20 protein-coding genes are annotated in these 20,289 nt (G+C 72.1%); 8 read left to right on the top strand and 12 right to left on the bottom strand.

Translation table 11 applies throughout. The annotated features are described in order from the left end of the window. On the bottom strand, positions 1 to 947 hold a 947-nt coding region (gene sepH / locus ABD978_RS24830), incomplete at its 3' end, for a septation protein SepH (RefSeq protein WP_345359089.1). A gap of 397 nt (positions 948 to 1,344) precedes the next feature. Continuing rightward, on the bottom strand, positions 1,345 to 2,655 hold the full coding sequence (locus ABD978_RS24825) for a D-arabinono-1,4-lactone oxidase (RefSeq protein WP_345359086.1): 1,311 nt from the start codon (positions 2,653 to 2,655) through the stop codon (positions 1,345 to 1,347). Between the two features lie 145 nt (positions 2,656 to 2,800). On the opposite strand from ABD978_RS24825, the gene ABD978_RS24820 reads away from it, so the two are divergent. The 3 genes from ABD978_RS24820 to ABD978_RS24810 are packed head-to-tail and all read left to right on the top strand — an operon-like array spanning position 2,801 to position 5,860. Next, complete coding sequence (locus ABD978_RS24820; protein ID WP_345359083.1) at positions 2,801 to 3,952, top strand: lytic transglycosylase domain-containing protein; 1,152 nt, start codon at positions 2,801 to 2,803, stop codon at positions 3,950 to 3,952. Positions 3,953 to 4,006: 54 nt separating this feature from the next. Further along, on the top strand, positions 4,007 to 4,990 hold the full coding sequence (locus tag ABD978_RS24815) for a ferrochelatase (protein WP_345359080.1): 984 nt from the start codon (positions 4,007 to 4,009) through the stop codon (positions 4,988 to 4,990). Positions 4,991 to 5,050: 60 nt separating this feature from the next. After that, complete coding sequence (locus ABD978_RS24810; RefSeq protein ID WP_345359077.1) at positions 5,051 to 5,860, top strand: inositol monophosphatase family protein; 810 nt, start codon at positions 5,051 to 5,053, stop codon at positions 5,858 to 5,860. 109 nt (positions 5,861 to 5,969) lie between these two features. Here the strand turns inward: ABD978_RS24810 and ABD978_RS24805 are convergent, their stop codons facing one another. After that, positions 5,970 to 6,140 (bottom strand): hypothetical protein, encoded by a 171-nt coding sequence (locus ABD978_RS24805; protein ID WP_345359074.1) that lies wholly within the window; start codon positions 6,138 to 6,140, stop codon positions 5,970 to 5,972. 159 nt (positions 6,141 to 6,299) lie between these two features. Between ABD978_RS24805 and ABD978_RS24800 the strand changes: the two genes are divergently transcribed. Both ABD978_RS24800 and ABD978_RS24795 read left to right on the top strand, forming a co-directional pair. Further along, the gene (locus ABD978_RS24800; protein WP_345359071.1) at positions 6,300 to 6,953 is read left to right on the top strand and encodes a response regulator transcription factor; all 654 of its coding nucleotides are present in this window, start codon (positions 6,300 to 6,302) and stop codon (positions 6,951 to 6,953) included. Next, positions 6,950 to 8,080: a sensor histidine kinase gene (locus ABD978_RS24795; RefSeq protein WP_345359068.1), complete on the top strand. Its 1,131-nt coding sequence runs from the start codon at positions 6,950 to 6,952 to the stop codon at positions 8,078 to 8,080. The genes ABD978_RS24800 and ABD978_RS24795 overlap by 4 nt, the downstream gene beginning before the upstream one ends. A 37-nt stretch (positions 8,081 to 8,117) precedes the next feature. Here the strand turns inward: ABD978_RS24795 and ABD978_RS24790 are convergent, their stop codons facing one another. Further along, entirely contained in the window at positions 8,118 to 10,940 is a 2,823-nt protein-coding gene (locus tag ABD978_RS24790) for an ABC transporter substrate-binding protein (RefSeq protein WP_345359065.1), read from the bottom strand. Between the two features lie 30 nt (positions 10,941 to 10,970). Then, entirely contained in the window at positions 10,971 to 12,545 is a 1,575-nt protein-coding gene (locus ABD978_RS24785) for a serine/threonine protein kinase (protein WP_345359062.1), read from the bottom strand. Between the two features lie 333 nt (positions 12,546 to 12,878). Here ABD978_RS24785 and ABD978_RS24780 point away from each other — a divergent pair, with 333 nt between their 5' ends. Both ABD978_RS24780 and ABD978_RS24775 read left to right on the top strand, forming a co-directional pair. After that, positions 12,879 to 13,175: a DUF4193 domain-containing protein gene (locus ABD978_RS24780; protein ID WP_329240019.1), complete on the top strand. Its 297-nt coding sequence runs from the start codon at positions 12,879 to 12,881 to the stop codon at positions 13,173 to 13,175. Between the two features lie 14 nt (positions 13,176 to 13,189). Further along, positions 13,190 to 13,990, top strand: coding sequence for a hypothetical protein (locus ABD978_RS24775; protein ID WP_425550755.1), 801 nt, complete (start codon positions 13,190 to 13,192; stop codon positions 13,988 to 13,990). Between the two features lie 165 nt (positions 13,991 to 14,155). Here ABD978_RS24775 and ABD978_RS24770 read toward each other — a convergent pair whose 3' ends face one another. Further along, entirely contained in the window at positions 14,156 to 14,464 is a 309-nt protein-coding gene (locus tag ABD978_RS24770; protein WP_345359050.1) for a DUF4235 domain-containing protein, read from the bottom strand. Positions 14,465 to 14,583: 119 nt separating this feature from the next. Between ABD978_RS24770 and valS the strand changes: the two genes are divergently transcribed. Further along, positions 14,584 to 17,109 carry a valine--tRNA ligase gene (gene valS / locus ABD978_RS24765; RefSeq protein ID WP_345359047.1) on the top strand — a complete coding sequence of 842 codons (2,526 nt, stop codon included), beginning with the start codon at positions 14,584 to 14,586 and terminating at the stop codon, positions 17,107 to 17,109. On the opposite strand, the gene ABD978_RS24760 is transcribed toward valS, so the two are convergent. Genes ABD978_RS24760 through ABD978_RS24735 form a run of 6 tightly spaced genes read right to left on the bottom strand, consistent with a single transcriptional unit; the run spans position 17,106 to position 20,147 of the window. Further along, positions 17,106 to 17,660 (bottom strand): hypothetical protein, encoded by a 555-nt coding sequence (locus ABD978_RS24760; protein ID WP_345359044.1) that lies wholly within the window; start codon positions 17,658 to 17,660, stop codon positions 17,106 to 17,108. The genes valS and ABD978_RS24760 overlap by 4 nt on opposite strands. An 18-nt stretch (positions 17,661 to 17,678) precedes the next feature. Continuing rightward, positions 17,679 to 17,858: a hypothetical protein gene (locus ABD978_RS24755; RefSeq protein ID WP_345359041.1), complete on the bottom strand. Its 180-nt coding sequence runs from the start codon at positions 17,856 to 17,858 to the stop codon at positions 17,679 to 17,681. Beyond that, a complete protein-coding gene (locus ABD978_RS24750; protein ID WP_345359038.1) occupies positions 17,842 to 18,393 on the bottom strand; it encodes a hypothetical protein in 552 nt (183 codons plus the stop codon). Before ABD978_RS24750 ends, ABD978_RS24755 begins: the two co-directional genes overlap by 17 nt. A gap of 22 nt (positions 18,394 to 18,415) precedes the next feature. After that, on the bottom strand, positions 18,416 to 18,955 hold the full coding sequence (locus ABD978_RS24745) for a thioredoxin domain-containing protein (RefSeq protein ID WP_345359035.1): 540 nt from the start codon (positions 18,953 to 18,955) through the stop codon (positions 18,416 to 18,418). After that, positions 18,952 to 19,536 (bottom strand): MauE/DoxX family redox-associated membrane protein, encoded by a 585-nt coding sequence (locus ABD978_RS24740; RefSeq protein ID WP_345359032.1) that lies wholly within the window; start codon positions 19,534 to 19,536, stop codon positions 18,952 to 18,954. Before ABD978_RS24740 ends, ABD978_RS24745 begins: the two co-directional genes overlap by 4 nt. Further along, a complete protein-coding gene (locus ABD978_RS24735; protein ID WP_345359029.1) occupies positions 19,536 to 20,147 on the bottom strand; it encodes a hypothetical protein in 612 nt (203 codons plus the stop codon). The genes ABD978_RS24740 and ABD978_RS24735 overlap by 1 nt, the downstream gene beginning before the upstream one ends. Positions 20,148 to 20,289: the final 142 nt, after the last annotated feature.

Genomic DNA, 20,289 nt, shown 5'->3' with positions numbered 1-20,289 from the left:
GGCGTGGCCGGCGACTGCGCGGCGGCGGGCGGGGCGACCGGCTCGGGCTCGGCCGGCTGCGGCGCGGGCGCCGGGCGCTCGGCGGCCGGGGCGGGCCTCGGGACGGTCAGCTCCTGCGGCCTGGCGACGATCTCCGGGCGGGCCTCACGGGGGCGCGGGGTGAGCGCGGCCGGCTCGTCGGGCACCGGCTTGGGAACGTCGCGGACGACGGCCGGCTCGGCCGGCGGCTCGTCCCGCAGGACCGGCCCGGGGACCGGAACGGGCGGAGGCGGCGGAGCCTGGTCGCGCGGCTGGCCGCGTAGGGGGTCGCCGACGACCTTCATGGCGCGGCGCGGCATGAACGGGGTGACCGTGTCGTCGACGGGCTCCTCGACGTCGAGCGAGGACAGGCGCGCGGCCTCGTCGTTCACGGCCGAGATGTGGCGGCGTCGTGGGTCGTACGCCCACTCCGCGGAGTAGGGACGGCCGTCGTAGTAGAAGGAGAGGCTGACCCGCCACGTAAGGTCCTCGCACTTGCGGGAGTCCCACTCGACCTCTTCCAGGTCGATGCCGCGGCGGCCGAGACGCTCCTCGACGATCTCGCCGAGGGCCGGGGCGGGCGAGGACTCTCCCGGGCGTCGGATGGGCACGCGCTGAGCCTGCTGCGCCATGTACTCGCGCTCCTGGAGAACCGGTCCCTCGAACCAGCGGACACGCTCCACCGGAATGCCGGCCGTCTCGGCGATCTCTTCCGCTGTCTCTCCAGCGCGGATGCGAGCCTGGATCTCCTTGGGACGCAAGGGACTCTCCACTTCGATCTCGTACTGGCCGAGGCGGGAGAAATGTCCACGGACCACGGCGCGCAGCCGATCATCGATTGGCAGCGTGAACCGGGTGCCCCGTCCCGCGGTGGCGAGGACGAGGTACGACCCGTCCTCACTGACCGCGACGAGGCGCAGCTCCTGCATGCGTGTCCTTTCGTGCCCTGTCCGACGCGGCTCGGGGCGCATGCGTGCCCTTCCCCCGGTCCTACCAGTCTCGCGTCAGGACGCACCTGCCCGCCAGCACCGTACCCGGCATGTCCGAACATCGCCGCCCTCGCGACGTGATCCTTGTCAAGTTCCCGCAGTGTCGTCCCAGCTTGCCTGCTCGAAAGCCGCGGGGGCGGGGGGCTTAACCATTCTTGTGGATCCTTTGCCGCGTGATGCCGTCCCTCTTGCGTGGCTCACGCGGTCGCTGTCGTGGGAGGCGGCCGGGGGATCGGTGGATGCTGACGGTAGAAGGGTCCTGCGCGGTTACCGGTCGGAGCGAAAGGGAATCAGCACGCCGCGCGAGCGGGATGCGACACCAGGGAGTCTACGGCCTTCACGTGCCGAGAACCTGGGTCAGGTAGCGATTCGCGAATCTGCGTTCGGGGTCGAGCCGGTCGCGTAGCGCGAGGAAGTCGCCGAACCGGGGATACGCCCCTTCCAGGTACGAGGCGTCCCGCGTGTGCAGCTTTCCCCAGTGCGGACGGCCGCCGAGCGGCGTCAGGATCTCCTCCACACCGCGGAAGTACTCCTCGTGCGGGGTCGCGTGGTACACGTGGATCGCGATGAAGGCGCTGTCGCGCCCGTACGCCATGGACAGCCAGGCGTCCTCCGGCGGCAGCAGGCGCACCTCGATGGGGAAGGAGATCCGCCAGCCCCGGCGCTCGATGAGCGCCCGGACCTCCCGCAGCGCGTCGGCCAGCTCCTCGCGCGGGATCGCGTACTCCTGCTCCTTGAACCGCACCCGGCGCGGGCTGGTGAAGACCTTGTGCGACACGTCGGTGTACGTCCGGGCGCCGAGGGCCCGCGCGGACACGCCGTTGATCGTCGTGATGGTGGCGGGGAAGCGGCGGGCGACGCGGTTGGCGACCCCGAACACCGAGTTGGACAGGAACTCGTCGTCCAGCCAGTGCCGGAACCGCCCGAGGGGCTCGGCCGGGCCGGCCGCCCGGTTGTTGCGCTTGGTCAGGCAGCCGTCGGTGTGCGGGAACCAGTAGAACTCGAAGTGCTCGTTGCCGGTGGCGAACTCCTCCAGGCGCTCCAGGACCTCCTCCCACCGCATCGGCTCCTCCCGCGCCTCCAGCAGGAACGCCGGGACGGTCTGCCAGGTGATCGCGGTGACGACGCCGAGCGCGCCGAGGCCGGCGCGCGCCGCGTCGAACAGCTCGGGCCGCTCCTCACGGGAGCAGGTGACGACGCTGCCGTCGGCCAGCACGAGTTCGAGCCCGGCGATCTGCGACACCAGGCCCGCCGCGTCGCGGCCGGTCCCATGAGTGGCGGTCTGCGTCGCACCGGCCAGGGTCTGCTCCTGGATGTCCCCCATGTTGGCGAGCGCGAGGCCGTGCTGGGCGAGCTGCTCGTTGAACACCTTCAACGGCATGCCCGCCTCGGCGGTCACGAGGCCGGTGGCGGTGTCGACCGACCGCAGCTCCGTGAGCCCATCGGGCCGCAGCAGGAGGCCCTCGGTCGCCGCGACGTCGGTGAACGAGTGCCCGGTTCCGGTCATCCGGACCGGCAGGCCGGCGCCGGCGGCGGCCTTGACGGCGGCGGCGACGTCCGCGGTGGACCGGGGCGTGACCACGCGGCGCGGGGTGGCGCGCTGGTTACCGGCCCAATTTCGCCAGGTCTGAGGTGTGACGGGGGGCATAACACGAAATTTACTCACGTTGCGCCAGGCTCGGGCAAGCCCGGTGACATGATCCTTGTCCGTCGGGCCATGCCTGTCGAGTCCCCGCGAGTCATGGGTAACTACCGTCCGGGCCCGATCGTTGGGAGTAGCGATGAGACGTTTCGTGCGCAGAGGACTCCCGGCCGCCGTCGCGGCCATCGCGCTGGCGGCCACCGCGACCGTGGCCAGCGGCGCGGTGTACGTCGTGACCGCCGCGCCGAAGACGACGCCGAAGGACGACGGTGCGGCGGCCTCGGGGCGGAGGGCCACGGACGGGCCCGTCACCACGATCGTGCCGAGCACCGAGCAGCCCGCCGCGCTGAGACGGGTCGTCGACCCGGACTTCCTCGTCGTCGCCGACCGCCCGGTCACCTCGGCGCGGCTGCGCTCGGTCTCCCACGTCAAGCGCGTACGGGACGTGATCACCGTGGACGCCGGGGCGGTGCAGTTGCAGGGCGGCCGGGTGAACATGTTCGCCGTGGACCCGTCGGCGTTCCGCGCCTGGACCCCGCCCGGCACCGCGAAGAACGACGGGCTGTGGAACGCGCTCGCCCAGGACCGGTTCGTCGTGACGGACGAGGTCCAGCAGCAGTTCGGGCTGCGCGAGTCGATGCAGTATCCGATCATCGGCCGGACGCAGCTGTTCGTCACCATGGGCGGCTCCGGTTCGCTGGGCCTGCCCGGCATCAACGTGCTCGTCGGGCGCGAGATGGGGCGCCGGATCGGGCTGGTCCACGACCTCGCCCTCCTCGTGAACGCGCCCGGCGCCGACCACGCGATGCTCGGCTCGCAACTGCGCAAGCTCGTCGGCGCGCACAGCCAGGTCATCGACCTGCACCAGTCCGCGACGCCGTCCCAGGGGCAGCCGGCGCAGCAGCAGCGGTCGTCGGCCGGGCGCCCCGGCACGTACCTCGCGCTCTACCAGCAGTCGGCGCGCCTCTGCCCGGGCCTGTCGTGGACGGTGCTGGCCGCGATCGGGCAGATCGAGAGCGACCACGGGCGCAACACCGGCCCGTCGAGCGCCGGCGCGCTGGGCCCGATGCAGTTCATGCCGGCCACTTGGCGGACCTATGGCGTCGACGGCGACGGCGATGGCAAGGCCGACATCATGGACCCCTACGACGCCGTCCCGGCCGCGGCCAAGTACCTGTGCGCCAGCGGCGCCGGGCGTGGGGGCAGCGGCCTGTCCCGCGCCATCTGGGCCTACAACCACTCGCAGTCGTACGTGAACAACGTCCTGTCCCTGGCCCAGGCCTACGCCCGCCGTTACTCCTAGGACGAGCCACGGACCCGTGCGGGGCGGTGTCGCGCTGCTGGTTGGATGGTGGGCATGCCGTACGACGCGCTGCTGTTGCTGTCCTTCGGTGGGCCGGAGGGGCCCGAGGACGTCATGCCGTTCCTGGAGAACGTCACGCGGGGCCGGGGAGTCCCGCGGGCCCGCCTCGAGAGCGTGGCCGAGCACTACCACCACTTCGGCGGCGTCAGCCCGATCAACCGGCACTGCCGCGACCTCAAGGCCGCCATCGAGGCCGACTTCGCCGCGAACGGCCTCGACCTGCCGGTCTACTGGGGGAACCGGAACTGGCATCCGTTCCTCGCCGACACGCTGCGGCAGATGAAGGCCGACGGCGTACGCCGGGCGGCGGCGTTCGTGACCTCCGCCTACAGCGGCTACTCCTGCTGCCGGCAGTACCTCGAGGACATCGACCGGGCCCGCGCCGAGGTCGAGGACGCCCCCGAGGTGGACAAGCTCCGGATCTACTACAACCACCCCGGCTTCGTCGAGCCGATGATCGAGAACACCCGGGCCGCCCTCGACCGGCTGCCCGCCGAGCTGCGCGACGACGCGCGCCTGGTCTTCACCGCGCACAGCGTGCCGCTGGCCCAGCCCGGCCGCGAGGACTACGTCGCCGAGCTGAACGACATCTCCGCCCTCGTGGCGGAGGGCCGTCCCTGGGACCTGGTGTACCAGAGCCGCAGCGGCCCGCCCAGCGTGCCGTGGCTGGAGCCGGACGTCCTCGACCACCTGTCCGAGATCCACGCCAAGGGCGTCCGCGCGGCGGTCATCGTGCCGGTCGGGTTCGTCTCCGACCACATGGAGGTCAAGTACGACCTGGACGTCGAGGCGGCCGAGCTCGCCGACCGGCTGGGCCTGCGGATCGAGCGCGCGGCGACGCCCGGCGTCCATCCCCGTTTCGTCGCGATGGTCCGTGAGCTGCTCCTCGAACGCGACGGCACGGAACGCCCCGCGCTGGGGAGTCTCGGCCCGCGCCCGGACTGCTGCGCCGCGGGCCACTGCCGCCGCACGGGCTGACGGCCGGCCTGGCGCCGGACGCGTACGAGGCCGTACGGGCCTGAATCAAGAGGGGGGAACGTGCAAGACCTGCAGGAGCTGTTGGAACTGGCGATCAGCACGGCGGAGGTGGCCGCCGTCATGCTCGTGGACAAGCGACCGGCCGACCTCGGCGTCGCGTACACCAAGAGCAGCTCGACCGACGTCGTCACCGAGATGGACCGGGCGTCCGAGCGGCTGATCGTCGACCGCATCCGGGCCGCCCGGCCGGGCGACGCCTTCCTCGGCGAGGAGGGCGGCGAGACCGGCGGGTCCAGCGGCGTCCGCTGGATCATCGACCCGATCGACGGCACGGTCAACTACCTGTACGACCTGCCCGACTGGGCCGTCAGCATCGCCGCCGAGGTCGACGGTGAGGTCCTGGTCGGCGTCGTCGCCGTGCCGATGCGCGGCGAGCTGTACACCGCCGCCCGCGGCCAGGGCTCCCACCTGGTGCGCGTGGACGGCTCGATCCGACAGTTGCGGTGCAACACCGGCGTCCCCCTGGACCAGGCCCTGATCGCCACCGGGTTCGGGTACGCCGCGGAGCTGCGCGCCCGCCAGGCCGAGGCCCTGCTGCGCGTGCTGCCGCGCGTCCGCGACATCCGGCGCGGCGGCTCGGCCGCCGCCGACCTGTGCTCCGTGGCCGCCGGGCGCGTCGACGCCTACTACGAGAGCGGGCCCAAGATCTGGGACTTCGCCGCGGGCGCGCTGATCGTCCAGGAGGCCGGCGGGTCGGTCGGCGGTCTGCACGGCGCCCCGCCGAGCGCGGGCCTCACGATGGCCGCAGCCCCCGACCTGTTCGCTCCACTGCACGACCTGCTGGACGAGGCCGGCGCCGCGAGCGGCTGACGAAGGATCCGGTCGAGGAAGGATCCGTTCGGCGCGTACGCAGAGCCCCGCACCGGATCGGTGCGGGGCCCCCGTACGTTTCAGGTGCGGGCGTCGGCCCGCGGTGTGCTCAGCCGCAGCGCGGAAGGTCGATCCCGTGGTCTGCGGCGGTGCGCCGCAGGTCGTCGATCTCGGCCTGTTGGGCGTCGATCAGGAGATCGTCGCCCGTGTCACGGGCCGTCCGGAGCGAATTGTACGCATCGGACAGGCGCTGGTGGATCGTGGCCGTCAACTCGCCCACGCGGTCTCCTTTCGATAGGTCGCCAGGCTCCCCTACCCATGCCACTCTTCGCGGTAAACCTGTGAATATCCTGGACGCGGCTTATCGGGCGCTTACGCGCGCTGTGACATAACTGAACCTGCCGGTCCAGCGCGTGGCCTTCCAGGGGGTGGAAACAGGGTGAGAGTCCTGGTCGTCGAGGACGAGCGCGTACTCGCCGACACCATCGCCACCGGGCTGCGGCGCGAGGCGATGGCCGTCGACGTCGCGTACGACGGCGCCAGCGCGCTGGAGCGGACCAGCGTCAACGACTACGACGTGGTCGTGCTGGACCGCGATCTACCGCGGGTCCACGGCGACGAGGTCTGCCGGAGCCTCGTCGCCGACGGGGCCACGGTACGGGTCCTCATGCTGACCGCGGCGGGCGAGCTGGAGGACAAGGTCGAGGGCCTGTCGATCGGAGCCGACGACTACCTGGCCAAGCCGTTCGCGTTCGCCGAGTTGATCGCCCGGATCCGCGCACTGGGCCGACGTTCCGCGCCGCCGCTGCCGCCCGTGCTCGAGCGCGCCGGCGTGCGGCTGGATCCCGCGCGCCGCGCCGTCACCCGAGACGGCCGCCCGGTCGACCTGACGCCCAAGGAGTTCGCCGTCCTCGAGGTGCTGATGCGCGCCCAGGGCACCGTCGTCAGCGCCGAGCACCTGCTGGAGAAGGCGTGGGACGAGAACATCGATCCGTTCACCAACGTGGTGCGGGTGACCATGATGACGCTTCGCAAGAAACTCGGCGAACCGCAGGTCATCGAGACGGTCCCGGGCGCGGGGTACCGTCTTTGATCCCTTCGCCCGGCTCGCTGCCGCGTCGCATGACGGTGCGGCTGCGGCTCACGCTCCTGTACGGCGGGCTGTTCTTCGCCGCGGGGTTCCTGCTGCTGACGGTCGCGTACGTCCTGGTCACCAACATTTTGGAGAACCTGCCGTTCGCCGTGCAGCCCGCCGAGCCGGGCGGCATCACCCAGCAGCAGGCCAGCGCCATCCGGCGGGCCTTCATCGACGGGGTGCAGCACCGGCTGATCGTGCAGTCGGCGTTCGCCCTGCTCGGAGTCGGGCTGATCGCGCTGGCACTCGGCTGGTTCGTCGCCGACCGGGCGCTCGCGCCGCTGCAGAAGGTCACGGTCACCGCGCGCAGGCTCTCCGAGAGCACCATGCACCAGCGGATCGCCATGCAGGGCCCCGAGGACGAGATCAAGGAGCTGGCCGACACGTTCGACGCCATGCTCGACCGCCTCAGCCAGGCGTTCGACACGCAGCGGCGGTTCGTCAGCAACGCCTCGCACGAGCTGCGCACGCCGCTCGCCATCAACCGGACCCTCCTGGAGGTCGCGGTCACCGACCCCGAGGCGTCGGAGGACATGAAGACGGTCGGCAAGACCCTCCTGGCGAACAACGCCCGCCACGAACGCCTGATCGAGGGACTGCTCCTCCTGGCCCGCAGTGAGCGTGAGCTGACGACCCGCACGGCGGTGGACCTGGGCGAGGTCGCCTCCACGGTGCTCAAGACGGCGGTCCGGACGGACCGGCCGGACATCGACGTCAAGCCGGAGCTCACCGAGGCTCCGACGGTGGGGGACCCGGTGCTGCTCGAGCACCTCGTGTCGAACCTCGTCGACAACGCGATCCGCCACAACGTCGACGACGGGATGGTCGTCGTCCGCACCGGCGTCCTGGACGGGTGGGCCACCTGCCAGGTGGAGAACACCGGCCCGGTGGTGCCCGCCTACGAGGTGCAGAGCCTGTTCGAGCCGTTCCGGCGGCTCAACACCGACCGGATCGAGTCGTCCAAGGGCGCGGGTCTGGGCCTGTCCATCGTGCGGTCGGTGGTCGGCGCGCACGGCGGGACGGTGATCGCCACGCCGCGCGAGGACGGCGGCCTGATCGTGACCGTACGGCTGCCGCTCGCCTGACCGGGGCCCCACCGGCGGGCGGCCCCGGCCGGCGCTCTCACTTGTGCGCGGCCGTGGTGAGCACCGGGAAGCCGGTGTAGTCCAGGTCCATGCCGACGAAGGACGCGGTGTTCGCGACCCGGAACGTCGCGTTGGAGTACAGCGGGATGTAGGCCATGTCGTCGAGCGCGATCTTCTCCGCCGCCCGGAGCCGCTGGGCGCGCTGGGTCGAGTCGGAGGTGGCGCGGGCGCTGTTCAGCGCGGTGTCGAAGGCCGGGCTGTTGTAGCGCGCGTAGTTGGTCCCGGTGGTGGAGCCGTCGCTCTTGCGCTGGATGTTGTCACCGGCCAGCAGGGCGTCGAGCACGCTCTCGGCCGAGGGATAGTCGGCGGCCCAGGACAGCCGGTACAGGCCCTGCGGGTTCTTGCCGGCCATGTCCTTGTAGAACTCGGCGGTCGGCAGGGTCCGCAACTGGACGTTCCAGCCCAGCGCCGTCCTCAGCTGGCTCTGCACCAGCGTCGCGAGCTGCAGATAGGCGGGCTGGTTCGCGATGGTGAGGGTCACCTTGGCGCCCGAGCCGAGCCCGGCCTGGTCGGCCAGGGACTTGGCCTTCCCGATGTCGGTCGTGCAGGCGGTGCAGCCGCCCACATAGGCGCCGGGGACCGCGGGCGGGACCAGAGAGGTCGCCGGGGTGTAGCCCTGGCCCATCGCGGCGGCCAGGGCCTTGCGGTCCAGGGCGTAGGAGACGGCGAGCCGCGCCTCCTTGGACTTCATCGGCCCCTGGTCCGTGAGCGGCATCAGGTACGTCATGGTGGTCGAGGCGACCTGGATCAGCTTGTGGTCCGCGGTGTGCCGGGCGCGGGCGCTGTTCACCGTGGTCCCCTCGACCTGGGCCCAGTCGTACTGCCCGGCGTCGAAGCCGGTCAGCGCCTGGTTGAGGTCGGAGACGAAGGTGACGTCGACCGTGTCGAGTTTGGGCCTGGCCAGGGTGTAGCCCGCGTTGCGGACGAGGCTCAGCCGCTGGTTGGGGGTGTACTGGCTCACCCGGAACGGGCCGTTGCCGACGGGGTTGTTGTTGAAGGCGGTGTTCGTGGGCTCCCCGGCGGACGCCGGGACCGGCGCGAACGGCGGGGTGGCGACCCGCATGGCGAAGTCGCAGTCGGCCTTGGTCAGGGTCACCCGGAGCGTCCCGGCGCCCTCCGCCACGACGCCCTGCATCGTCTTGCTCCGGCCCGCGACGACGTCCGGGTACCCCTTGATCTCGGTCATGAGGTAGCCCATGCCCGTGCCGCGGGCGGCGCGGTTCCAGCCGCGGACGAAGGCGGCGGCGTCGACGGCGCTCCCGTCGGTGAAGGTGGTGCCCTGCTTGATCGTGAAGTCCCACTCGGTGCAGCCGGTGTTCGGCGTCATCTTCGTGGCGAGCGCCTGGGCGACGGAGCCGTCGGGCCGGATCGTGGTCAGGCCGGTGAAGAGGTTCTCGGCGGCGAACACGTCCGAGGTGAGCACGGCGTTGGACGGGTCGATGGCGTCCGGAGAGTACATCGCCATCCGGAAGCCGCCGCCGGTCCGGCCCGCCAGGGCGTCCGTCGGGCTGGGGCGCGGGTTCGAGCGGTGGTGGGGCAGGAGCTGGACCGCCGCCACCGCGCTCGTCGCGATCAGCACGACCGCGCCCGCGGCGACGGCCGCGACGACGCCGGGCCGGGTGCGCCGCCGGGCGGGCGTCGTCGGCGGGTCCCCGGCGGGCCCGTACGGGCCGTACGGCGCCGTCGGTCCGTACGGGCCGGGTGGCGCCGTGTCGGGCCCGCGGCCGTACGGCGGCGTGTCGCCCGGGTAGGGACCGGCCGGCCGGTCGGTGCCATAGGGGCCCGGCGGCGGAGTGTCGCCCGCCGGGGCGTACGGGCCGGGCGGTGGGGTGTCGCTCGGCGGGGCGTAGGGGCCCGGTGGCGGGGTGTCGCTCGGCGGGGCGTACGGCCCCGGGGACGCCCATCCGCCGGACGGCGCGCCTTCGGCCGCGACCTGCGCGCCCTCCTGCAGAATCGTGGTGGGCGCGGGCGCACCGGCGCCCGGCAGGACCACGCCCTCGTGGCTGAGCAGGCGCAGCAGGACCTGCTGGGCGGTGGGCCGCCGCGCGGGGTCCTTCACCAGGCAGGCCGTGACGATCTCCCGGAGCGGCCCGGTCAGCATCCCGAGGTACGGCTCCTGGTTCAGGATGCGGTTCATCACGGCGGGGATGGAGTCCTGGCCGAACGGCGGCGAGCCCGTCGCGGCGAACACCATCGTGCAGGCCCACGCGAACACGTCCGTCGCCGGGCCGACGACGTGCCCGGAGATCTGCTCGGGCGACATGTACGACGGCGTGCCCACCGCCGTGCTCGACAGGGTGCCGGTGGCGTCCAGGGCTCGGGCGATGCCGAAGTCGATCACCCGTGGGCCGTCGGAGGCGAGCAGGACGTTCGACGGCTTGAAATCACGGTGGACGATCCCGGCCTCGTGGATCGCCGCCAGCGCGGTGACCGTGCCGATGGCCAGGCGCTGCAGTGAAGCGCCCCAGCGGGGCCCCTCCGCGTCGACGACCTGGCGCAGCGACGGACCGTCGATGTACTCGCTGACGAGGTAGGGCGTGTCGCCCTCGACGTCGGCGTCGAGGATCTGGGCCGTGCAGAACGGCGCCACGCGCTTGGCGCTGGCCAGCTCCCCGGCGAACCGGGCCCGTACCTTCGTGTCCCCGCTGAACTGCGCGTGCAGGAGCTTGACCGCGACCTGCCGGCCGTCCGGCGCCTCGCCGAGGTAGACGACCCCCTGGCCGCCCTCGCCGAGGCGGCCGGCCAGGCCGTAGGCGCCCACGCGTTCCGGATCACCGGCTCGTAGCGGGCTTCCGGGCATGGGCGTCCTCCCTCGGACGGGTTCGGGGGCCTACTGCTTGGTGAGGGTGCCGCTGGCGAGCGGAGCGCCGCCGGCGGTCTGGCTCATCTGCCAGGTCATCGACGAGCCGCTCAGGGTCAGAGTCACGGACGAGGGGGACAGGCACTGGTTGGTCCCGAACGACGTGAGGGTCTGCTGGAACGTCACCTGCTTGCCGTCGTCGGAGATCTGCGGGTTGTCCAGGCTGCCGGAGCAGGTCTCGTACCGGACGTTGCCCGATTTGATGAGGCGGTAGAGCGTGAGGTCGATCTCGTGCGACTGGCTGGTGCCGAAGGCCACGTTGCTCGTCGGTATGCCCTTGCCGCCCCAGCTCCCCTCGAAGCCCTCCGGCAACCGGTCCTTGTTGACCTTGTCCAGCAGGCCGGCCCCGATGGCGATCGGCAGGCCGATCACCAGCAGCAGCGCGACGACGCAGCCGAGGCCGACGAAGAGCGGGGCGTTACTGCTCTTCTTCTGGGGACGCGGCGGGACGTACGGCGCCCCCTGCGGGTGCGTCGGCCGGCCCTGCCCCTGCCAGGGCGGAGGCGTCTGGGGTCCCGGCCGCATCATCGGGTTCGGCGTCGCCGGGCCCGGGTGCATCATCGGGGGCGGCGTGGCCGGGCCGGGATGCATCGGCGGCGGGGTCGAGGGGCCCGGGTGCATCATCGGCGGCGGGGTCGTGATCGGCGGAGGCGGCGGCAGCTGCGCGGCGATCTGGGTGCCCTTGTCGAGCAGGTCGTTCCGGTCGGCCGCCGGACCGGGCGCCGCGCCGACCTGGCCCAGCAGCCGCAGCAGGAGCTGGTGCGCTGCGGGGCGGCGGCGTGAATTCTTGTCCAGGGCGGCGGCGACCAGCTCGCGCATCGTGCCGTGCAGCCGGGACAGGTCCGGCTCCTCGTTGAGGATCCGGTTGATGATGATCGGGAGCGTCTCGGCCTCGAACGGCGACCGCCCGGTCGCCGCGAAGACCATGGTGGCGCCCCACGCGAAGATGTCCACGGACGGCATCAGCGGCTCACCGGTGAGCTGCTCCGGGGCGAGATACCCGGGCGTGCCGACCACCATCCCGGTCGCCGTCACCGAACTTTGCTGGGAGTCCACGGACCGGGCGATGCCGAAGTCGACCACGCGCGGGCCGTCGGACGCCAGGAGAACGTTGTTCGGTTTGAAATCGCGGTGGACGATGCCGGCCTCGTGAATGGCCGCGAGCGCGGTCGCCGTGCCGATCGCCAGGCGCTCGAGTGCCGCCCCCTCGAAAGGGCCCTCCTGAAGGACCACGTCGTACAGCGGCGGGCCGTCGATGAACTCACTGATGATGTAGGGCGGCCGGCCGTTCAGGTCGTAGTCCAGGACCCGCGCGGTGCAGAACGCCGAGACCTTCTGCGCCGCCTCGGCCTCGCGCGCGAACCGCGTCCGGGCAGAGGAGTCGGAGTTCATCTGCTCGTGCAGCAGCTTGATCGCCACTGGGTCCCCCGACGGGGACCGACCGAGGAAGACCGCGCCCTGGCCGCCCTCTCCGAGCCTTCCGACTACCTGATATTGCCCCAGCGCGGCCGGATCGCCCGGCTCCAGGGGAGCGGCATCCGGCATGTGTGACCCCTTCCCACAACCCTTATCCTGTGCACCCGCCAGGTCCGTACAGGCGGGAAACCATATCGCGTTACCTGTGACGTTCGCCGTCATCATCCGGTTCACGGCGGAGGGCTGTCACCGCTTCGCCATGGGCCGTGTGATTTACGCCACATCGGACATCTCGGAAGCGCGGTGAGAGGAGTCACGGAGTGATACGACGCGCCTTGCGTGTTCGGGGTCAAATCCCGTGACAGAATTTCCCGCCCGGATCGGGCACAAGATGAGCCTCCCGAGCGTTAGACCCGCGCGACGGGGCGCATAACTAAGGACCGAGGGGGATGGAGACAGAAGATGGCCACCGACTACGACAGCCCACGCAAGACTGATGATGACCTCAACGAGGACAGCCTGCAGGAGCTGCAGGCACGCCGGGCGGACAAGAGCACGGGTGTCATCGACGAGGACCTGGACGCCGGTGAGGTGACCGAGCTGCCGGGTGCGGACCTGTCGAACGAGGAGCTGAGCCTCCGCGTTCTGCCGCGCCAGGCGGACGAGTTCACCTGCGCCCGCTGCTTCCTCGTGCACCACCGCAGCCAGCTGGCAGAGGAGAAGAACGGTCAGCTGATCTGCCGCGAGTGCGCCGCCTGACGCCGGGTTCACCCGTGTCCGAGGGAGAGCTCGCCCGTAGGGAAGACGGTGATGACCGGCTCGGCCAGGAAATGGCGGAGCTGGTCGGCCGATTGTCCGACGATGAGATCGATAACGGGACCCGCGGGCGCCTGCTCGGCCGGCTCGCCCGCCTGTTGGCGGCGAGAGCCCGCCGGGCGCGCGCCGCGGGTCTCGCGCGCGGACGCTGGCTGACGGACGTCGTCGCGGAGATCGGCCCGCACATCCCCGTCCGTGACCTGCAGACCCTCCGCGCCCACCACCAGGGCCTCACCGGGGAGCGGCTGGCCGACTCCCTCGTGCGCGCCGCGCAGCGCGCCACGACCGCGGTCGGCGCCACCGGAGGCGCGCTGGCGGCGGTGGAGTTCGTCACACCGCCGCTCCTGCTGTCCGCGCCCGCCCAGATCGTGGCGGAGACCGTCGCGGTCGCCGCGATCGAGGTCAAGCTGATCGCCGAGCTGCACGAGGTCTACGGCGTGCAGGTGCCCGGCAGCGGTACGGCCCGGGGCGCGGTCTTCCTGCAGCTCTGGGCCCAGCAGCGGGGTTTCGACCCGCTGCAGCCCGGCAGCGTCGCCGCCGCGCTCGGCCTGGCGGCCAGAACCGGCCTGCGCAAGCGCCTCATGCGCACACTCGGCCGGCACCTGACCACGATGGGCCCCTTCCTGACCGGCGCCGTCGCCGGCGGCACCCTCAACCGCACGGCCACCAGGCGGCTGGCCGACACCGTGCGCAAGGACCTCCGCCGCGCCATCGGCGCCCCCGCGCCCCGGCCGGGCGCCGACGAAGACCCGGCCTGATCCGCCGCCCCGTCCCCCTCCTCGTCGACACCCCGGCGGCGCCTCGACCACCCGGTCGTCCATGCGACGGCCGTCGCCGTACTTCGGCGCGGCGCGTGGTGGATCGAGTCACCGGATGAGAACGGCGCCCCCGGTCGGTCCGTGGGGCGCCGGGCGCGACCTCGCTCAGGCGACGCTCTTGGCCTTGTCGACCGCCGTGCGCAGCGCGGCGGGCAGCTCGCCCGTGCTCTTGTGCCAGCGGTTCGCGGCGGCGCGGGTGGCCAGCAGCCGCGCGACCTCCATGCCGACGCCCATGACGACGGCCCAGGCGATCGCCTCCTTCAGCTCGACCTCCGGCGACTCCGGGTTGGTCGGCGGCTCCTTGCCGATGGCCCGTTTCCACCCGAACGTGATCGCCTTCCGGGCCGCGAACCCGGCGCCGAAGGCCGCCGCGCCGGCCACCAGCCGCCAGCCCAGCTCTCCCTTGTCCGGCATGCGTTCTCCCTCTCCCGCGTTACCAGTGTGATTTCCGGTTCTGTCGATGTTCCGACCCTCTCACAGGCGATCACCTGACGAGGCCCGACTCCGCCGTCGCCGCCAATACCATGGGCGCCATGACAGACAAGCCACGCCCGCCGGAGAAGCCCACCCTCGACGGTCTCGAGGAGAAATGGGCCGTACTCTGGGACGAGCGCGGCACCTACCGCTTCGACCGATCGAAGGCGCGCTCGGAGATCTACTCGATCGACACGCCGCCGCCCACCGTCAGCGGCTCCCTGCACGTCGGTCACGTCTTCTCATACACACATACCGACACGATCGCCCGTTTCCAGCGGATGCGCGGCCGCGAGGTCTTCTACCCGATCGGCTGGGACGACAACGGCCTGCCCACCGAGCGCCGGGTGCAGAACTACTTCGGCGTCCGATGTGACCCGTCCCTGCCCTACGACCCGGCGTTCGAACCCCCGGACAAGCCCGGCCGGCAGATCCCGGTGTCCCGGCGCAACTTCGTCGAGCTGTGCGACCGGCTGACCCGGATCGACGAGAAGGCCTTCGAGGACGTCTGGCGCCGCGTCGGGCTGTCGGTGGACTGGTCCCTGCTCTACACGACGATCGGCGCGCCCGCCCGCGCCGCCGCCCAGCGGGCGTTCCTGCGCAACCTGGCACGTGGCGAGGCGTACGTCTCCGAGGCCCCGACCCTGTGGGACGTCACGTTCCGCACCGCGGTCGCCCAGGCCGAGCTGGAGGACCGCGAGCAGCCCGGCGCGTTCCACCGGATCCGCTTCCACGGTTCCGCCGGGCGTCCGGTGTACATCGAGACGACCCGGCCGGAGCTGCTGCCCGCCTGCGTCGCGCTGGTGGCCCACCCGGACGACGAGCGCTACCGCGAGCTGTTCGGCACCACGGCGCGGACGCCGCTGTTCGGCGTCGAGGTGCCGATCGTCGCGCACCGCCTCGCCGAGCCGGACAAGGGGTCCGGCATCGCGATGATCTGCACGTTCGGTGACCTGACCGACGTGACGTGGTGGCGGGAGCTGCACCTCCCGACCCGCGCGATCATCGACTGGAACGGCCGGATCCTGCCCGACCCGCCGGCCGGCGTCGCCCCGGAGCCGTACGCCGAGCTGGCCGGGCTGACCGCGCACTCGGCCCGCGAGCGCGTCGTCGAGCTGCTGCGCGCGTCCGGCGACCTCGACGGCGAGCCGCGGCCCCTCACCCGCCCGGTGAAGTTCTACGAGAAGGGCAGCAAGCCGCTCGAGATCGTCACCACCCGCCAGTGGTACATCCGCAACGGCGGGCGCGACCCGGAGCTGCGCGACCGGCTGCTGGCCCGCGGTGCCGAGCTGACCTGGCACCCGCCGTACATGAAGGGGCGGTACGACAACTGGGTCGAGGGGCTGGCCGGCGACTGGCTGATCTCCCGGCAGCGGTTCTTCGGCGTGCCGATCCCGGTCTGGTACCCCCTCGACGGCGACGGCGAGCCGATCTACGACCGGCCGATCACGCCGCCGGAGGACGCGCTGCCGGTCGACCCCTCCTCCGACGCCCCTCCGGGCCGCACCGAGGACCAGCGCGGCAAGCCGCACGGCTTCATGGCCGACCCGGACGTCATGGACACCTGGGCGACCTCGTCGCTGACGCCGCAGCTCGCCGGCGGCTGGGAGCGGGACCCGGACCTCTTCGGCCGGGTCTTCCCGTACGACCTGCGGCCCCAGGCGCACGACATCATCCGCACCTGGCTGTTCTCCACCGTCGTGCGGGCGCACCTGGAGCACGACTCGCTGCCCTGGACCGACACCGCGCTGTCCGGCTGGATCCTCGACCCGGACCGCAAGAAGATGTCCAAGTCCAAGGGCAACGTCGTCACGCCGATGGACCTCCTCGTCCAGCACGGCGCCGACGCGGTGCGCTACTGGGCCGCGAACGGCCGGCTCGGCACGGACACGGCGTTCGACACGGGCCAGATCAAGATCGGCCGCCGGCTCGCCATCAAGATCCTCAACGCTTCGAAGTTCGTGCTCGGCCTCGGCGACGTCCCGCCCGGCGCGTCCGTGACGGAGCCGCTGGACCTGGCGATGCTGGCGACGCTGGCCGAGACCGTCCGCGAGGCCACGGCCGCCTTCGAGGCGTACGACTACACGCGTGCCCTCGAGCGCACCGAACGGTTCTTCTGGGACCTGTGCGACGACTACCTGGAGCTGGTCAAGGCCCGCGCCTACGGCGGGCCGGACGGCGAACCCGGCCAGGGGGCGGTCTCCGCCCGGGCGGCGCTGCGCGAGGCGCTGTCGGTGGTCCTGCGGCTGTTCGCGCCGATCCTGCCCTACGTCACCGAAGAGGTCTGGTCGTGGTGGCGGGACGGCTCCGTGCACCGGGCCGCCTGGCCGATCGCCGACGCCCCGGCGGGCGGCGACGCCGCGGTCCTCACCGCCACCTCCGACGTCCTCCGGCAGGTCCGCAAGGCCAAGTCGACAGCGAAGGTCTCGATGCGCGCCGACGTCGAGCGGGCGGTGGTCCGCGGCGCGGACGTCGCCCGCCTCGCCGTGGCCGACCTGCGGGCCGCCGGCCGGATCGCCGACCTGGCGCTCGACCCGGCATCCCCGGAGGAGGGCTTCACCGTCGACGTGACGCTGGCGTCCTAGCCGTACAGGAGGGCGAGGGCGAGCAGGACGGCGACGCCGATCGCGTTGGTCAGGATCGGCATCCGGGTGACGCGGCGGTCGTCCCACTCGTCGTGCCGGCTGGCGTACCGGGCGGTCGCGGTGACCGCCCGGCCGACGCCGAAGCCGGTGCCGGTCAGGATCGTCGCGAGCGGCCCCTGGTGCGCCAGCACGAGCCCGAGCGCGACGACGTACGGCGCGCTCGCCGAGACGTACGTGCGCACCCCGGTGCCCAGTTCGAAGCCGAACTGCAGCGAACCGCGCCGGATCCGGCTCTGCAGCACCTCGCGGGGGATCTGCCGGGCGTTCTGGGGGAGCGGCACGCGGATCCAGCCGGCCTCGCGCGCCACGCCCGCCACCGCGATCACCAGGACTGCCCCGATCCGCACGGCCCGGGGCAGCGGCGCCGTGAGACCGGACAGCAGCCACAGCACGGTGGCGCTGAGCGTGCCCCCGAGGAGCAGCCCGAGGGAGAAGACGGCCAGGACCTCGCCCTGCCGTACGTGAGCCCGCCAACCTGGCGAGAACAGCACGAAGTCGCTGTTACGCGTTCAAACCGAGCCGGACAGCGAGTATCCGGCCAGCGCCCCGACCGACGCCCAGCACAGCACGGTCCGCTGTGCGGCCGCCGCCGCGACGGCCAGCAGGGCCAGCGCGGCGAACGGCAGCAGCGGCTCGGTCAGCCCCCGGCGCAGCCGGCCGGCCGGCCGCGTCTCACTTGGCGCAGGCAAGGGCCCACCGGCAGACGGTCTTGTACCAGTGCCCCGCCGCGCTCTTCTTCCAGCCGTCGTGGCAGCGCCAGGTCACCGACTTGGTGCAACTGCCGCACTTATGGGCGTACGCCCAGATCCAGCCGTCGTACTTGCCCGCGTAGCACTGGTTGGGACGGAGCTTGAACCGCCCTGGATCGGAGACCCCGGAGCGGTGGTACCCCTTGTACTTGCCGCTCGTCCGGCAGGCGCTGGACAGCACGGTGCTCGGCCCGCAGCCGGGGGAGCAGTCGAACGGCGCGGCGTACGCCGGGCACGTGCCGTAGATGTCGTAGTAGCCCGGCGTCAGGGTGTAGCCGGCGGCGAGGGCCTTGCGCGCGGGGGCGAAGACCCCGAGCGCGGACAGGCCGACGGTCGTGCCGGCGGCCAGCGCGCCGCCCAGCATGGACCGGCGCGCCACCCCCTCGGCCGTCGCATGCGGGATCCGCCGGGCGGCCCGCCGGGCGCCCTCGGGCCGCGGGCCGCTCAGCATGGGAATGTCGTCGAGTTCGAGCATCGGGCATCCTCCCCGTTCTCTCTCACACGGTCGCCGTGTCCGCGTCGGTGATCGGCGGCACGGGCGCGCCTGCTTCCACGACCCGGCCGCCGGCCTGCACGATCAGCCCGTGCAGCGCGCGCACCGAGCCGACCGGCTCGGCCGTCCGGATCCGCCCGTCCGAGCCGACGAGCACGGCGTACGGCGTGGCCGGGACCTGGTACTCCTGGAACAGATCGCCCTGATCCGCCAGGACCACCATGTTGTCCGGCGGGGTCACGTCGAGGGCGTCGTCGAAGAACAGCGCGCGGATCGGCGGTGCCTCGGTCTGGCCCAGCGCCTCCTCGAAGACGTCGTGGCAGGCCGGGCACTCCGCGCCGAGGAACAACAGCAGCGTCGGGCGGCCCGGCTCGGGCGCGAGCCGGGCCAGAGCCGGCGCGGTCATGCCCGTGGTCAGGCCGTCGTCGGGCGTGCGGGGCCCCTTGGTCAGGTGGTGTACCTGGCGGACCAGCCCGGCCACCACGAGGGCGAGCAGGAGGATGGCCACCCAGGTCACCAGCAGGGCCGTGGTCTCGAAGGTCATCCGGCGACGCTCCTTTCGGGGTCGGCCATGGCCGCCGGCAGCGACCACAGCAGCACCGCGAACGTTACGGACGACAGGCCCACGAGCGCCACATGCACTCCGTGCGAGGCGATGGCCGAACCGGCGCCGGCCGACGCGGTCACCGACGCCAGTGCGAGCGCCGCGGCCCGCCCGGCCACCCAGCCGCTCATGGGGGTGTCGTCGGCCGAGCAGCCGCACGGCACGGCCCGGTTCTCCGCACCCGCCACGCGGTCGCCGCGTCGTCCCCGCCCGCTCGGCCGGGTGCGCAGGACGTACAGCCCGTACAGCGCGTAGGCCACGAACAGCAGGGCGCTGCCGGTCGCGCCCAGCGTCAGCGCCCGGGGCCGTCCGGCCAGCAGCGCGTACCCGGTGACCGCACCGAGGACGCCCTCCAGCGCGCCGACCGCGACGGCCACCGGCCAGATCAGCGGAGCGGGAACCGTGCGGTGCGCGGTCAGGGCGGCGGGCAGGACACGCGGATGCAGCAGATGGCCCGCGAAGCCCGCGAGCAGGATCAACGCCACCGTCCCGGCCGACACACCGGTCAGCATCGCCGCCATCAGGCGACGGTCTCGACGCGCAGCCCGCCGATCCGGTTCGCCACCGCGGCGGCCTGGCGGGACTCGTGCGGCAGCACGGTGACCATCGCGGACGACGTGGCGAGCAGGAAGTACGTCGTGTCGTCGTCGAGCGTGTCGCGGAACAACTCCCCGCTGTGCACCTGCGCGCCCGACCACGCCGGGAGCCTCCGCGCGGTCGTCTTGGTGAGCGCGGTGATCTCGAGCAGGCCGATCCCTGGAATCTCCTTGGCCACGTCGGCCGGCTCGGCGATGCCCGCCCGCTTGGGATTCCGGGAGGCGGCCGTGATGCCGTCCTGATGCTCGGTGACCCGCAGAAGCTGGAAAAGGCGTACGGCGTCGGCGGCCTTGGCGCTGTACATGGGGACGAACAGTGAATAATTCCGACCCTGCCACATCACGGCGAGGAGATGGTCTTCCAGGCCGACGCGTTGGTCATAATGGGTCACCCGTGTCGTCCGAAGTGTGCCGCCCTGAACCGAGAATTCATCGTCGAAGTGGCGAATGCCGAGATCCTCGGCCCACGCGGACGCCGCCTGGTGGTCGCCGGAGGTCAGCTCGTAGATCCTCCCGTCCACGGCGTACCGCGTCACGGAGGTGAAAGGAAGAGTAAGATCAAGATCGCCGGAGATCTGGAATCGATAGCCGTCCAATGCCCTATGTATCACCCCGTGCGCCATGACGCAGCCCTTCCCCGTTCGACCGACCCGCCTAGCGAGGGTCTTGGTTAACACA

It is taken from the genome of Actinoallomurus liliacearum (assembly GCF_039542035.1).
GTDB lineage: Bacteria > Actinomycetota > Actinomycetes > Streptosporangiales > Streptosporangiaceae > Actinoallomurus > Actinoallomurus liliacearum.
This window is presented reverse-complemented; position numbering and strand designations above follow the sequence as displayed.

Excerpts from the sequence above, each read along its gene's own strand:
- ABD978_RS24825 (WP_345359086.1), bottom strand. The coding sequence starts at position 2,655 with ATGCCCCCCGTCACACCTCAGACCTGGCGAAATTGGGCCGGTAACCAG.
- ABD978_RS24750 (WP_345359038.1), bottom strand. The coding sequence starts at position 18,393 with ATGCTCGAACTCGACGACATTCCCATGCTGAGCGGCCCGCGGCCCGAG.
- ABD978_RS24785 (WP_345359062.1), bottom strand. The coding sequence starts at position 12,545 with ATGCCGGATGCCGCTCCCCTGGAGCCGGGCGATCCGGCCGCGCTGGGG.
- ABD978_RS24770 (WP_345359050.1), bottom strand. The coding sequence starts at position 14,464 with ATGCCGGACAAGGGAGAGCTGGGCTGGCGGCTGGTGGCCGGCGCGGCG.
- ABD978_RS24815 (WP_345359080.1), top strand. The coding sequence starts at position 4,007 with ATGCCGTACGACGCGCTGCTGTTGCTGTCCTTCGGTGGGCCGGAGGGG.
- ABD978_RS24740 (WP_345359032.1), bottom strand. The coding sequence starts at position 19,536 with ATGGCGGCGATGCTGACCGGTGTGTCGGCCGGGACGGTGGCGTTGATC.
- valS (WP_345359047.1), top strand. The coding sequence starts at position 14,584 with ATGACAGACAAGCCACGCCCGCCGGAGAAGCCCACCCTCGACGGTCTC.
- ABD978_RS24790 (WP_345359065.1), bottom strand. The coding sequence starts at position 10,940 with ATGCCCGGAAGCCCGCTACGAGCCGGTGATCCGGAACGCGTGGGCGCC.
- ABD978_RS24745 (WP_345359035.1), bottom strand. The coding sequence starts at position 18,955 with ATGACCTTCGAGACCACGGCCCTGCTGGTGACCTGGGTGGCCATCCTC.
- ABD978_RS24780 (WP_329240019.1), top strand. The coding sequence starts at position 12,879 with ATGGCCACCGACTACGACAGCCCACGCAAGACTGATGATGACCTCAAC.